Origin of the sequence: Shimia sp. R10_1 (assembly GCF_017744095.1) — a bacterium.
In the GTDB taxonomy this organism is placed as follows: domain Bacteria; phylum Pseudomonadota; class Alphaproteobacteria; order Rhodobacterales; family Rhodobacteraceae; genus Shimia.
In genome coordinates this window covers 219,026-232,882 of sequence record NZ_JAGHQX010000006.1, presented here as the reverse complement: position 1 = coordinate 232,882, position 13,857 = coordinate 219,026, and the positions used below count along the sequence as shown (strand labels likewise).

The following is a 13,857-nucleotide window of genomic DNA, read 5'->3' as shown; positions in this document are numbered from 1 at the left end:
CTAAATCCGCTAAGGCCTTGGAGACTCAGGCCCAGCAAGACGAAGGGACGCGAAATGGTAAATTACTTCAAGCTGATCGCGCTTGGCCTCATCACTTTTTTTGCGATGATTGCGGCCAACTACGCGCGTGATCTGGCTTATATGGTACACGCCCTCATCATAACGGGTGTGTCCTTTGGGCTTTTTATTTGGGTTTTGCGCGGTACCGGCACAAAGACGGTTATCGCGCAAGATGAATACATGGATGACGTGATCCGTTACGGGGTCATCGCAACAGCATTCTGGGGCGTGGTTGGTTTTTTGGCAGGCGTTTTCATCGCCTTTCAATTGGCCTTCCCGGTTCTGAACTTTGATTGGGCGCAAGGCTATCTGAACTTTGGCCGCTTGCGTCCTTTGCACACCTCGGCGGTTATTTTCGCTTTTGGTGGTAACGCCTTGCTGGCGACGTCTTTCTACGTTGTGCAGCGTACCAGCGCCGCGCGCCTTTGGGGCGGCAACCTGGCATGGTTTGTGTTCTGGGGATATCAGCTGTTCATCGTTCTGGCCGCGACCGGTTACGTTCTGGGTGGCACGCAGTCCAAGGAATACGCTGAACCTGAGTGGTATGTCGATTTGTGGCTGACTGTTGTTTGGGTCTGCTATCTGGCGGTTTACCTGGGCACCATCATCAAACGCAAAGAGCCTCACATCTATGTGGCAAACTGGTTCTTCCTTGCGTTTATCGTCACCGTGGCGATGTTGCACGTGATCAACAACCTGACCATCCCTGTCTCCATCTTCGGTTCCAAGTCCGTGATCGTCTGGGCGGGTGTACAGGACGCCATGGTACAGTGGTGGTATGGCCACAACGCTGTGGGCTTCTTCCTGACCGCGGGTTTCCTTGGCATGATGTACTACTTCATTCCAAAGCAAGCTGAGCGTCCGGTTTTCTCCTACAAGCTGTCGATCATTCACTTCTGGGCGCTGATCTTCCTGTATATCTGGGCTGGTCCTCACCACTTGCACTACACCGCGCTGCCGGATTGGGCTTCTACCCTTGGTATGGTGTTTTCAATCATCCTCTGGATGCCAAGCTGGGGTGGCATGATCAACGGCCTGATGACGCTGTCTGGCGCGTGGGACAAACTGCGTACAGATCCGGTGATCCGTATGATGGTGATCTCGGTTGGCTTCTACGGCATGTCCACTTTCGAAGGCCCGATGATGTCGATCCGCGCTGTGAACTCGCTGAGCCACTACACCGACTGGACCATTGGTCACGTGCACTCTGGTGCGCTGGGTTGGAACGGCATGATCACATTTGGTGCGCTCTATTACCTGGTGCCTGCACTGTGGAAACGTGATCGTCTGTACTCCCTCAGCCTCGTGAGCTGGCACTTCTGGCTCGCCACCATCGGCATCGTTCTCTATGCGGCGTCCATGTGGGTGACCGGCATCATGGAAGGCCTGATGTGGCGCGAAGTGGACGCAAACGGTTTCCTCGTGAACTCCTTTGCCGACACGGTGGCCGCGAAGTTCCCGATGTATGTGGTACGCGGTCTCGGTGGGGTCATGTTCCTCGCTGGTGCGCTCATCATGTGCTACAACCTGTGGATGACTGTTCGGAAAGCGCCGGCCAAAGAAGCCAGCCTGTCCGTCGCAGTCCCGGCTGAATAAGGAGGGCCGGCAGCTATGGCAATTCTCGACAAACATAAGATCCTCGAGACCAACGCGACCCTCTTGCTTATTTGCAGCTTCTTGGTCGTAACCATTGGTGGCATCGTGCAAATCGCACCGCTGTTTTGGCTGGAAAACACCATTGAGGATGTAGAGGGCGTGCGCCCCTACACCCCGCTGGAAATGGCTGGACGTGAAATCTATATCCGCGAAGGATGCTACGTCTGCCACAGCCAGATGATCCGTCCGATGCGCGACGAGGTTGAGCGTTATGGTCACTACTCGCTGGCAGCGGAGTCCAAGTACGACCACCCGTTCCAGTGGGGCTCTAAGCGTACCGGTCCTGATCTGGCACGTGTGGGCGGTCGCTACTCTGACGATTGGCACGTGGATCACCTGCGTGACCCCCAGGCCGTGGTGCCGGAGTCGGTGATGCCGAAATACGGCTTCCTTGAGAACCGTATGATCGAAGGCGAGTACATGGGCGATATCATGGCAGCCAATGCTGTTGTGGGCGTGCCTTACACCGCAGAGATGATCGAAAACGCGCAGTCTGACTTCCTCGCGCAGGCAGACCCAGACAGCGACTATGACGGCCTTCTCGAACGCTACGGCGAGGAGGGTGTGAATGTACGCAACTTTGATGGCCAGCCAGGTGTCTCTGAAGCGGATGCTCTGATTGCTTATCTGCAGATGTTGGGCACTTTGGTTGATTTCTCGGCCTTCACGCCTGATGCGTCTCGCTAAGGAGGGAAAAGATGGAAACCTATTCTTTCCTTAGAGAGTTCGCCGACAGCTGGATGTTGTTGATGCTGTTCCTTTTCTTCGTTGGGATCATCTTTTGGGTGTTCCGTCCCGGCGCCAGCAAAGAGTATCGCGACAACGCCAACATCCCGTTTCGTCACGCAGATAAACCCGCCACGGACAAGGAGGCGCGGTCATGACCAACAAATCGAAAAAGTTTGAGGGGGATCCGAACACCACCGGTCACTCTTGGGATGGGATCGAGGAATTCGACAACCCGATGCCGCGTTGGTGGTTGTGGGTGTTCTATGCCACAATCATCTGGGGCGTAGGCTACACCATCGCCTATCCAGCTTGGCCCGGCGTCAGCAGCGCCACAGCGGGCTTGGTCGGGTGGTCTTCGCGTGCGGATGTGGTTGAAGAAATCCAGATCGCCGAAGAGAGGCTGGCACCGATCAACGCCAAACTGGAAGCTGCAGAGCTGACCCAGATTGCGGCGGATGAAGAGCTCAACAGCTATGCCACTTCTGCTGGGGCTGCGGTGTTCAAAACCTTCTGCGCGCAGTGCCATGGCTCTGGTGCCGCTGGGGGCGTTGGATATCCCAACCTTTTGGACAACGACTGGCTTTGGGGCGGTGACATCGAGAACATCTATCTCACCGTCAAACACGGCATTCGCAACGAAGAGGACGACGATGCGCGTTACTCTGAGATGCCTGCCTTCGGTGAACTTCTTGAGAAAGAAGAGATCGAGCAGGTTGTGAATTATGTGATGTCCCTGTCGGGTGATCCGGTTGATGCGTCTTTGGTTGATGCAGGCGCGGTGGTCTATGAAGACAACTGTTCCGCTTGTCACATGGAGAACGGCACCGGAGATCGCGAACAAGGTGCTCCCAATCTTGTCGATGCACTTTGGCTCTATGGCGGTGATTACGCGTCGATCAAAGAAACGGTCACATATAGCCGGTACGGCGTGATGCCATCCTGGTCTTATCGGGATCGTTTGAGCGAGGCGCAAATCCGGGCTGTATCCAGCTATGTGCACCAATTGGGCGGTGGTGAATAACGCCTTTCCCACTCTGTAGAATGCTTTTGGGCCGTCCCGATTATTCGGGGCGGCTTCGCTTTTTCTGGAAAGTTTCTGATGAAATTTGACCAAGATCAAAGTTTTGCGTCGGTGCTCCAGTTATTTTTAGTCATAGGCCGCGCAAGGCATTCTGCGCAGCCTGCCTTACCCAATTCACTGGGGGTGGGGCATTGGGGGCCAGTCTTTCCGTCCTGTTCGCGCGTTTCCTGGAATGATTGGCCCCCCATACTCCTGACAATTCACTTGCAGATCGCGCCAAACGCTTGGCGTTTGTACAGCCTGTGCATAGATTGCTGTGTATTCAGGAGGCTGTGATGCACAAACAAACCCGCTATCAGATACAAAGGTCTGTTCCAGAGTTTTTGGATTCCGTCGGCGTGTCGACTCAGGCAATGTTGCAGAAGTGCGGGCTGCCTGTGGATTTGTTTCAGTCTGAAGGTCGCGCACTGACAGCCAAACAAGTGTTTGATCTTTGGGAGGCTATGTTGGCACAGGCGCCAGAACCAAGAATGGTGCTGGAGATGGCGCGCAAGATGGCCCGTGGCCCGGTGATTCCGGCTGTATTTGCCTTTTCTTGCAGCCCAAATATTGCAACCGGGCTTGAACGTCTGGCGATATTCAAACCGCTTGTTGCGCCCGTTCGGCTGTTGGTGTCAGAAAGCGCGACACGCGTGACGTTGGAGATCGATATCGCCGACCCGAGTCTCAAGATGCCAGACGGTATGGCTGCCTTTGAGTTGGTCTATTTTCTTGAACTGGCACGCACATTCACCGGCGTTGATATTTTGCCGATAGAGATTGGAACCCCGGCGTATGTGCAGGATCAGGAGCTTTTTGATCGGTTTTTTGGGCGCAAGGCTGTCTTGAGCCGCAAACCAAAGTTGGTGTTTTCGCGAGAAGATGCCTACCGACCATTGCTCTCTGAGAGCCCGAAACTTTGGGCTGGATACGAGAAGGAGTTGACGCGTCAACTGGCGGAGCAGCGGCGTATCACCCCGATGTCAGCACGTGTGCGTCACGCCTTGCTGGAGCTTTTGCCCGCTGGGCGTTCCACGGTGGATGCGGTGTGCGAAAAGCTCGTGACGAGTCGTCGCAGCCTGCAGCGCCACTTAAAGGCAGAAGGTATGACGTTTCAGCAGGTTCTCGATACAACCCGATCAGATCTTTCCCTGCATTATCTGAGAGATAAGGCGATGAGTGTTGAAGAGATATCGTATCTTTTGGCGTATCGTGATCCCAATTCCTTTTATCGCGCCTTTCATACCTGGACGGGCGCGACGCCCGCGCAAAAGCGCCATGAAATGGCATAAGTCCCTGATAAATATGCCTGTCAGATGCGCCATTTGACACAGGTCAATGACCTGAAACACCATGATAGGAGAAGACTGATTTAGCCTCCAATAGCCAGAGTGTGATTCCGTGAGCAACAGTCCTGCACCGTCACTTTACGCCAGCCGTGAACCCATTTTCCCCAAACGTGTCCATGGTAAATTCCGCAACCTTAAATGGTGGATCATGGCGTTTACGCTTGGAATTTACTACCTGACGCCTTTGCTCCGGTGGGATCGTGGCCCGAGCCTGCCCGATCAGGCCGTTCTGGTCGACATCGCCAATCGGCGTTTCTTCTTTTTCATGATCGAGATTTGGCCGCATGAATTCTATTTCGTGGCTGGTCTTTTGATCATGGCAGGCTTGGGCCTGTTTTTGTTCACCTCTGCGCTTGGGCGGGTTTGGTGCGGCTATGCTTGCCCACAGACTGTTTGGACTGACCTTTTCATTCTTGTGGAGCGCTGGATCGAGGGCGATCGCAACGCGCGCTTGCGGCTGCATCGGCAGGAAAAACTTGACGCACGCAAGATCCGCCTGCGTGTTACAAAGTGGGTGTCCTGGCTGTTGATTGCGGTCGCGACTGGCGGCGCTTGGGTGTTTTATTTTGCCGATGCCCCGACACTGGCTGTTGAGCTGGTGACAGGCAATGCACATCCTGTTGCTTACACAACGATCGCGATCCTCACTGCGACGACCTTCTTTTTTGGGGGCTTTGCGCGTGAACAGATTTGTATCTACGCGTGCCCCTGGCCGCGCATCCAAGCGGCGATGATGGATGAAGATACGCTGACGGTGGGCTATCGCGAATGGCGCGGTGAACCTCGGGGCAAAGGCAAGCGCACAGAAGACAGTGATCTTGGTGATTGCATCAATTGCATGGCTTGCGTGAATGTTTGCCCGGTCGGGATTGATATCCGTGATGGCCAGCAGATGGAGTGCATCACCTGTGCGCTGTGCATTGATGCCTGCGATGACATGATGGACAAAATCGGCAAACCGCGTGGTTTGATTGACTATCTGGCGCTTTCTGACGAAGGGCGGGAGCGCGCGGGTGAAGCGCCCAAACCTGTTTGGAAACACGCCCTGCGTCCGCGCACGATCATGTATACAACCTTGTGGTCCGCAGTTGGGATCGCGCTTGTTGTGGCACTGTTTCTGCGCTCTGACATCGAAGCCACCGTGGCTCCAGTGCGCAATCCGACCTACGTGACCCTTTCTGATGGTTCGATCCGCAACACCTACGAGGTGCGGATGCGCAACAAACACCATGAGCCACGCATGTTCCGGGTGTCGTTGAAGGGCGATCCATCGCTGCGTGTGCAGTTGGAAGGCACCCCGTATGAAGCAGTGCAAGTCGAGGCGGATGAAATGCGCATCCAGCGTGTATATGTGATTGCACCGAAAGGATCTTTGCCAGCAGACGGTGAAAGCACGCCGTTCCGCTTCTGGTTCGAAGACACAGGAAATGGCGATCGTGTATACAAAGATACGATCTTTAACGGAAAGGGCCAGTAATGGCTGAGAAGAAGTTCACCGGATGGCATGCCGCCATGATTTTCGTTGGCGCCTTTGGTGTGATCATTGCCGTAAATCTTGTGCTTGCATTCAGCGCGGTGAAAACGTTTCCGGGGCTGGAAGTTAAAAACTCCTATGTCGCAAGTCAGGAGTTTGATGTGCGGCGCACCGCGCAAGAGGCGCTTGGCTGGTCCGTTTCGGCGCGTGCGACAGGTGGGCTGTTGATCCTGACGGTCAACGATGAGACCGGGCGTCCAGTGCAGGTGAGTAACCTGCATGCCGTGCTTGGTCGTGCGACACATGTGAAGGACGACAGAGAGCCTAATTTTCAGTTTGATGGCCAGGCGTATGTGGCCCGCGAGGAATTGGCACCTGGAAACTGGAATATTCGTATGAAAGCCACCGCGTTGGACGGAACGGCATTTGAGCAGCGTGTTGTGCTGATTGTCGATAAGAGCTGATGTGATGGTCGCTGCGGCACGCCCCCAAATTTCAGCATGTCCGGCCTGCGATGCAGCCCCGGCGGCAGAGGCGTTGGCCGAAGCTGCCCTCGCTGAGGAGCGTGGACGCATCGCTTTGTCCGTGCCGACCGTGCATTGTGCAGCTTGTATCGCGACAGTGGAAACGGCCTTGGCGCAGGTTCCTGGTGTCACATCCGCGCGTGTGAACCTGACACTCAAACGGGCCTCGGTGGAAGCTGAGGTAGAGGTTGCACCAGACCAACTGATCGATGCGCTGGCGGGGGTGGGCTATGAAGCTCATGAGCTGGACGCGGGCACACTCAGCGCGACACAAACCGACAAGGCGGGGCGCGATCTGCTGATGCGACTCGCGGTGGCTGGCTTTGCGTCGATGAACGTCATGCTGCTGTCAGTCTCTGTCTGGTCGGGGGCTGAGGCTGCGACGCGTGACCTGTTCCACTGGATCTCTGCTGCCATTGCCCTGCCAACAATTGTGTTTTCCGGAAAACCGTTTTTTGTGCACGCTTGGAGCGCGCTAAGGCACCGGCGTCTGAATATGGATGTGCCAATTGTGCTGGCGATCCTTTTGGCGGTGGTCACGTCCCTTTGGGAAACATCCCTGTCCGGGGAGCACGCTTATTTTGACGCAGCTCTGACACTGGTGTTTTTCCTTTTGGCTGGGCGTTACCTGGATCACCGAACCCGTGCTGTTGCGCGGTCTGCGGCAGAGGAACTTGCAGCGCTGGAAGTGCCTCGTGCCATTCGTGTGCAGGACGGGCAGGAAGAAACCGTTGCGGTGCAGGAGCTGTGTATTGGTGATCTGATTTTGGTGCGGCCAGGGGGGCGTATGCCTGTCGATGGTGAGATCATCGAAGGCCGCTCTGAGCTGGATCGCTCTCTGTTGACCGGAGAAACCGTGCCTGTTTTCGCAGAGCCCGGTTTGATAGTGAGCGCAGGTGAAGTGAACCTGACTGGTCCCCTGCTGATCAGGGCGAGCGCTGTAGGCGAGCACACAAGTCTGCATCGTATGGCGGATTTGGTGGCCGTGGCTGAAGCGGGCCGGTCAAATTACACATCGCTGGCCGATAAGGCTGCGAAGCTATATGCCCCAGGTGTTCATATCCTGTCTGCGCTGAGCTTTCTTGGCTGGTATCTGTACACATTTGATGTGCGCACTGCGCTCAACATCGCTGCTGCTGTGCTGATCATCACTTGCCCGTGCGCGCTTGGGCTTGCGGTGCCTGCCGTCACCACCGCTGCCTCCGGTCGATTGTTTCGCAAAGGCATGTTGATCAAGCACAGCACCGCACTCGAACGTCTCGCGCAGGTGGACACGGTGGTGTTTGACAAGACCGGCACATTGACCGCCGGAACGCCAGAGGTCACCAATCTGGGGGCGTTTGCGCCCGAGGAGCTCTCCGTTGCTTTGGCATTGGCGCAGGGGTCTGCCCACCCATTGAGCGTTGCATTGAGCAAAGCAGCGCGTGCTCACGGTGTGTCTCCGGCTGTCGTGACAGACATCGAAGAGGTGCCGGGCTACGGCACGCAAGGTCGGTACGATGGACAATTGGTGCGGCTTGGGCGTGCGAGCTGGACCGGTGCAAGCGCACAAGAGCAGACCGCGGCGCACCTGCGCATTGGTGAGGCGGAGGCGAAGGCATTTCTGTTCGCAGACGCGTTGCGGGAGGGCGCGGCAGAGGCTGTTGCGGCGCTGAAGCGTTCGGGCAAAGAGATCGTTCTTTTGTCTGGGGATACCTCTGGCGCCGTTGCCGCGCTGGCAAAACGTCTGGGGATTTCCCAGTGGCTTGCCGACGCGTTGCCGGAAGAAAAGGCACAGCGGATCCAATCATTTGCGGAGGAAGGAAAGACCGTTTTGATGGTCGGGGACGGGCTGAATGACACGGCCGCGTTGGCGGCCGCGCATGTTTCTATCTCGCCTGCTTCAGCGCTGGATGCGGCGCGCGTGGCATCAGATATCGTCTTGCTGGGCAGCGACCTGTCGCCAATTTCAACGTCGATCGAAACAGCACAAGCCGCCACTCGGCGCATTCGTGAAAACTTCCGGATTGCAACGCTTTATAATATCATTGCGGTGCCTCTGGCTGTTGTCGGTCTGGCAACACCGCTGATCGCGGCATTGGCGATGTCTTCTTCTTCGATTACAGTGTCTCTCAACGCTCTGCGCCTAAGGTAGAAAAATGCAAGTCTTGTCATATCTCATCCCAATCTCACTGTTTCTTGGCAGTGTTGGCCTTGTGGCTTTCCTCTACACAGTGCGCTCCGATCAATACGATGATCCCGAAGGCAATGCGCAGCGGATCCTCTCTGGGCAATATGATGACAAACCCAAGGGGTGACGGGCGCACAGGATGAGTGCCAAGGTCGCAACGAAAAAACGCCTTCGACTGGATGTCGAAGGCGTTTCTTTTTCAGCGTTTTTGCACTGCGTTAGCTCGGTCCGAGCGTGTAACAAGTGATTTGTCGGGCTTGAAGGCGGCGACACGCCAGGTCGGCGGTTTCTTTAGACAGTCCCATGAAGTTGGCTTCGAAGCCACGCGTGTTCTTCACCACCTTGCGCAGGCTGCCGTCCAATGTGGACATTTCTGCGAGCGCTGTCTTCAGCAGCATTTTTTCCGCGGCATATCTGCTGCCATAGCGGCCCACGTTGATGCCCCAGTGTCGGCCACCCGCAGTTGATATGCGTGTAACGACCTTTGGCTGGGGAGGAGGCGTTGGTTCAGGTTCAACCCATGCCAGGGTCGCGCCAGAGGACTCTTGTGCCTGCAGAAGCGCGGATTGAATATCATGCTCAATCACATTTGCCGCAGCCACGAGGCTGGCATCAGGTGTGGCGGCTTTCGCAACAACGATTGCTGGCTTCGGCGCTTCAGGCGCGCCTTGAGTTGGGCGCAGTTTGGGGCGAAGCGACTTTTTAACAGCCGTTGTCACGCGGATGGTTTTCCCCGCGCCCTTGTTTGACCCGATGTAGTCCGGGCGTCCAGGCTTGCGCAGGGCAACTCTGCTGGCTGACCGGGTGAAGCCGAGGTCAAGCAGCTCTGCCACCTTGGCGTTGCGCGTCGCGGTTGAGCGACCGCCAAAAACAGTGGCGATGATGCGTTTGTTGCCGCGCTCTGCCGAGGCAACAAGGTTGAAGCCAGCGGCGCGTGTATAACCGGTCTTAATCCCATCCGCGCCGCGATACGCATTCAGCAGGCGTCGGTTGGTGTTGTTTACGGTCTTGATGCCAGCGCTTGTGGAGCGGCGGGAGAACAGATTGTAATAATCTGGATAGTCATACAGCACGTGCCGCCCCAGCGTGGTCATGTCTCGCGCCGTGGACATATGTCCGCTTTCTGTCAGGCCGTGGGCATTCTTAAACGTCGTGTTGGACATGCCAAGCGCTTTGGCTGTGCGATTCATGCGACGTGCGAAGGCCGCTTCTGAACCTTCAAGCGCTTCACCAATCGCGGTGGCGGCGTCGTTGGCGGATTTTACAGCCGCTGCACGAATAAGATAGCGCAACGCGATTCTCTGGCCCGATTGCAGGCCAAGCTTGGAGGGTGGCTCCGCAGCAGCGTTCCGCGAAATCTTAACTTTCGTATCAAGGCTGATTTCGCCGTTTTCCACCGCCTCAAAGGCGATGTAGAGCGTCATCATCTTGGTGAGTGAGGCAGGGTGCAGACGGGTGTCTGCATTTCGGCTGTGCAGGACTTTGCCATCGCGTGCGTCAATCACCATGGCCGCATACGGCGCTGCCAACGCTGCAAAAGATGTAAGCGAAAACAACACGGAAAGTGCTGCAACAAATAGCCCAAAACGGGCCGACTCAGAACGTCGCGCCTTCACAAGAACTGCCCTTTACTGCCTCTGATCGCCGTTTTCCGGTCTGATCCTTTTTATTAAATAAAAGGCTAACACAGCCCCTTCTTTGAGGAAAGTGAATGTTTATTGGGGTTTGAGCGCAGTTGAGACGAGGCGTGAAGATCTAGTGGCGGCGGCGGGATAAACCGCAACACCTGCGCCCAGTCGTTCTCATTTGATGTTTTTTATTGTCTGCAAAACATCGGTGAGTTGTGAAAGCGCCACAAATCGTGGGTGATTTTTGGGTGTTTCAGCGGCTTCCAAAGCCCACGCCGGGCCATTGGGGACGTGAACCGCCCAGCTGCCAGCCGCCAGTGCCGGCAGGATGTCAGATCTCATCGAGTCGCCCACCATCATTGCACGTTCTGGGCCATCGGCATGCCGGGCAAATGTCTCTGCATAGACAGTTTCTGTCTTGTTGCTCACAATCTCGACCCAAGAAAACAATTCGCCAAGGCCTGATTGTGCCAATTTGCGCTCCTGATCGAGCAGGTCGCCTTTGGTGATCAGTATCAGACGGTGGGATTCAGCAAGAGCGCCAACCACTTCGGCGACGTTCGGAAGAAGGTCTATGGGGTGCGCGAGCATGTCGCGTCCGCACGCCATCAACTCTGAAATGACTGACGCGGGGACCTTTTCATCTGTCACCTCTATTGCTGTCTCAATCATCGACAAGACAAACCCCTTCACGCCAAACCCGTAGTGGCCCACATTGCGCCTTTCTGCCTCCAGCAAGCGATCATGCAAATGCGCAGGGTCAGTAAAGTCTTTCAGTAATTCTGCAAACCGCTCCTGTGTCAGTCTGAAAAGCCGCTCAGTATGCCAAAGCGTGTCGTCTGCATCAAAGCCAATGGTGGTGAGCGTTTGGGGCATCAATTAAGTCCGATTGAGTGAGACCTCTTTTCTTAAACCATCTACAGGTTATATAAACAGCTAACCACAAACCGGATTCTTGTGAATATGACCTTTCCGAACCTACGCATGAGCATGGGCGATGATGATGGCGGCGACCTTGGTGTCGCGCTTGAAACACGTGTGCGCACGAAAAAGCCTCCGCTTTACAAAGTGCTGCTTCTGAATGATGACTACACGCCGATGGAGTTTGTGGTGCATGTGCTTGAGCGTTTTTTTGGAATGACGCACGCACAGGCATTCGAAATCATGTTGACCGTGCACAAGAAGGGTGTCGCTGTGGTCGGGGTGTTCAGTCATGAAATCGCCGAAACCAAGGTTACCCAAGTGATGGATCTGGCACAGCGCCATCAGCATCCGTTGCAATGCACCATGGAAAAGGAATGACCGGCGTAGGCCGTGTCACCAAAGCGTGATGTCTCACAGCAGATTGTCTTTGGCCGTAGATGAGCACGGCCTCGCCCTTCCCCTCGAAGGGCGTATTGCCGTTTTTGGGCCGCGCGTCGGTTATGATCTGAGCGCGCTGCCACGTGACCGTAGCGCGATCATTCAGCCATTAAAGCCGGATCATTATGCCTTCGCGCAGGTCGGCTATAGCGCCGAAGTGGTGGAAGAGGGTTCCTATGCCGCAGCTTTGGTTGTGCTGCCGCGCGCCAAAGCGCTGGCCCGGGATCTGATTGCCCGCGCCTGTGCGGTTGCGCCGCTTGTCATTGTAGACGGGCAGAAAACCGATGGTGTCGACAGCCTCTATAAAGAGTGCCGCAAACGCGCGGATATGCTTGGAGCCTTCACCAAAGCTCATGGTCGGCTGTTTTGGTTTGATGGCGGAGATTTCGCAGACTGGAAGGCCGGTGAGGCCACTGAGATCGCAGGTGGGTACACCACACGTCCCGGGGTTTTCAGCGCAGATGCGGTGGACCCGGCCTCCGCCATGCTGGTTGAAGCCTTGCCGGCCAAGCTTGGTCGCGTTGTCGCTGATCTTGGTGCGGGCTGGGGCTATCTGTCGTCCCATATTGTGCATCGTGACGGCGTTGAGGTCTTGCATCTTGTCGAAGCGGATCACACAGCGCTGGACTGTGCCAAAACCAATGTGATCGACCCGCGGGCGCAGTTTCATTGGGCCGATGCCACAAACTTCAAGCCCGGGCATCGCGTGGATACGGTGGTGATGAACCCGCCGTTTCACACCGGGCGGAAAGCCGAGCCGGATCTCGGTAAATCTTTCATACATGCGGCAGCCAAGATGCTCGCGCCGTCCGGTCAGCTGTGGATGGTGGCAAATCGGCATCTGCCGTATGAAGCAACGCTGCGAGAGGCCTTCAAAGAGGTCGAAGACGTTGCTGGTGACACGCGTTTCAAGGTACTAAAGGCGCAGCGTCCCAGCCGCACACGCGGCTGAGGCAGGCTTTTGAGCCGACAACATGACAGCGTGATGGGGATCGTAGATGTCATTTTCAATTGCAGGTAAGACCGCGATTATCACCGGCTCGGCCAACGGGATCGGGCTGGCGGTGGGGCGGCATTTTGTGGAGCACGGGGCCAATGTTATGTTTGCTGACATGGACGAAGAGCGGCTCTGCACAGAGTTTGGCACGCGCCCTGAGGAGGGCAATGTGCGTACCTTCGCAGGCGATCTGCGTGAGAAACTGACAATCAACAATCTGATCTCAGCCACCATTGATGCCTTTGATCAGATTGATATTTTGATCAATGGCTGCCGACAGGTGACCACCAGTGACCCGCTCAATCCGGATGATGCGTCCGTTGAGCTGATGTTGCAGCAAAACCTGATGACGTCGCTAAAGCTCAGCCAGATCGTGGCCAAGCGGATGATCAAACAGGCAGAAGGCAAGGAAGAAGGCTCTGCCGGAGCGATCGTGAACCTCTCCTCGATTGCAGCGCAACGTTCACAGCCTGATCTGCTCGGCTATTCCATTGCGACAGCGGCGCTGGATCAGATGACGCGCGCGATGGCGGTGGCGCTGGCGCCGGAACGGATTCGCGTGAATGCGGTTGCGATTGGTTCGGTGATGTCGGCAAGCCTGCAGACCGCGCTGAAGGACAATCGCGATTGTCGCAATGAGATTGAGCAGCACACCCCCCTTGGCCGGATCGCGGCACCGGGAGAGTTGGCGGATGCGGTGCAGTTCCTGTCCTCAGAGGCATCGGGCTTCATGACCGGCCAAATCGTGACAGTTGATGGCGGCCGTTCGCTTCTCGATACGGTGAGCACACCCGCACACTAAATAAATTTACGCCGGTCGGCTTTGGACCGTGGCGGCATCTGAACAG

At 56.1% G+C, this 13,857-nt stretch carries 14 protein-coding genes; 12 read left to right on the top strand and 2 right to left on the bottom strand.

What is annotated here, in order from left to right; translation table 11 throughout:
* Nucleotides 1-54: 54 nt before the first annotated feature.
* The 9 genes from ccoN (at nt 55) to ccoS (ending at nt 9,149) form a co-directional block, all read left to right on the top strand.
* Complete coding sequence (gene ccoN, locus J7413_RS13285; RefSeq protein WP_209098947.1) at nt 55-1,656, top strand: cytochrome-c oxidase, cbb3-type subunit I; 1,602 nt, start codon at nt 55-57, stop codon at nt 1,654-1,656.
* 15 nt (nt 1,657-1,671) lie between these two features.
* Nucleotides 1,672-2,403, top strand: coding sequence for a cytochrome-c oxidase, cbb3-type subunit II (ccoO, locus tag J7413_RS13280; protein WP_209098946.1), 732 nt, complete (start codon nt 1,672-1,674; stop codon nt 2,401-2,403).
* Between the two features lie 11 nt (nt 2,404-2,414).
* The gene (locus J7413_RS13275; protein WP_209098944.1) at nt 2,415-2,600 is read left to right on the top strand and encodes a cbb3-type cytochrome c oxidase subunit 3; all 186 of its coding nucleotides are present in this window, start codon (nt 2,415-2,417) and stop codon (nt 2,598-2,600) included.
* Nucleotides 2,597-3,466 carry a cytochrome-c oxidase, cbb3-type subunit III gene (gene ccoP, locus J7413_RS13270; RefSeq protein ID WP_209098942.1) on the top strand — a complete coding sequence of 290 codons (870 nt, stop codon included), beginning with the start codon at nt 2,597-2,599 and terminating at the stop codon, nt 3,464-3,466. Before J7413_RS13275 ends, ccoP begins: the two co-directional genes overlap by 4 nt.
* A gap of 335 nt (nt 3,467-3,801) precedes the next feature.
* Nucleotides 3,802-4,797, top strand: a complete 996-nt coding sequence (locus J7413_RS13265; RefSeq protein ID WP_209098940.1) for an AraC family transcriptional regulator — start codon at nt 3,802-3,804, stop codon at nt 4,795-4,797.
* 109 nt (nt 4,798-4,906) lie between these two features.
* Nucleotides 4,907-6,331, top strand: coding sequence for a cytochrome c oxidase accessory protein CcoG (gene ccoG, locus J7413_RS13260; protein WP_209098938.1), 1,425 nt, complete (start codon nt 4,907-4,909; stop codon nt 6,329-6,331).
* Entirely contained in the window at nt 6,331-6,792 is a 462-nt protein-coding gene (locus J7413_RS13255; RefSeq protein ID WP_209098936.1) for a FixH family protein, read from the top strand. The genes ccoG and J7413_RS13255 overlap by 1 nt, the downstream gene beginning before the upstream one ends.
* Before the next feature lie 4 nt (nt 6,793-6,796).
* Nucleotides 6,797-8,986 (top strand): heavy metal translocating P-type ATPase, encoded by a 2,190-nt coding sequence (locus tag J7413_RS13250; RefSeq protein WP_209098934.1) that lies wholly within the window; start codon nt 6,797-6,799, stop codon nt 8,984-8,986.
* 4 nt (nt 8,987-8,990) lie between these two features.
* Nucleotides 8,991-9,149: a cbb3-type cytochrome oxidase assembly protein CcoS gene (gene ccoS / locus J7413_RS13245; protein WP_209098932.1), complete on the top strand. Its 159-nt coding sequence runs from the start codon at nt 8,991-8,993 to the stop codon at nt 9,147-9,149.
* 91 nt (nt 9,150-9,240) lie between these two features.
* On the opposite strand, the gene J7413_RS13240 is transcribed toward ccoS, so the two are convergent.
* Together J7413_RS13240 and J7413_RS13235 are read right to left on the bottom strand one after the other, a co-directional pair.
* A complete protein-coding gene (locus tag J7413_RS13240; protein WP_348538752.1) occupies nt 9,241-10,638 on the bottom strand; it encodes a D-alanyl-D-alanine carboxypeptidase family protein in 1,398 nt (465 codons plus the stop codon).
* Nucleotides 10,639-10,824: 186 nt separating this feature from the next.
* Nucleotides 10,825-11,526, bottom strand: coding sequence for an HAD family hydrolase (locus J7413_RS13235; protein WP_209098930.1), 702 nt, complete (start codon nt 11,524-11,526; stop codon nt 10,825-10,827).
* Nucleotides 11,527-11,634: 108 nt separating this feature from the next.
* Between J7413_RS13235 and clpS the strand changes: the two genes are divergently transcribed.
* Genes clpS through J7413_RS13220 form a run of 3 tightly spaced genes read left to right on the top strand, consistent with a single transcriptional unit; the run spans nt 11,635 to nt 13,811 of the window.
* Nucleotides 11,635-11,952, top strand: a complete 318-nt coding sequence (gene clpS / locus J7413_RS13230) for an ATP-dependent Clp protease adapter ClpS (RefSeq protein WP_247743530.1) — start codon at nt 11,635-11,637, stop codon at nt 11,950-11,952.
* A 28-nt stretch (nt 11,953-11,980) separates the two neighbouring features.
* Nucleotides 11,981-12,964 carry a methyltransferase gene (locus J7413_RS13225; RefSeq protein WP_209098926.1) on the top strand — a complete coding sequence of 328 codons (984 nt, stop codon included), beginning with the start codon at nt 11,981-11,983 and terminating at the stop codon, nt 12,962-12,964.
* 46 nt (nt 12,965-13,010) lie between these two features.
* A complete protein-coding gene (locus tag J7413_RS13220) occupies nt 13,011-13,811 on the top strand; it encodes an SDR family oxidoreductase (RefSeq protein WP_209064239.1) in 801 nt (266 codons plus the stop codon).
* The last annotated feature ends 46 nt before the right edge of the window (nt 13,812-13,857 follow it).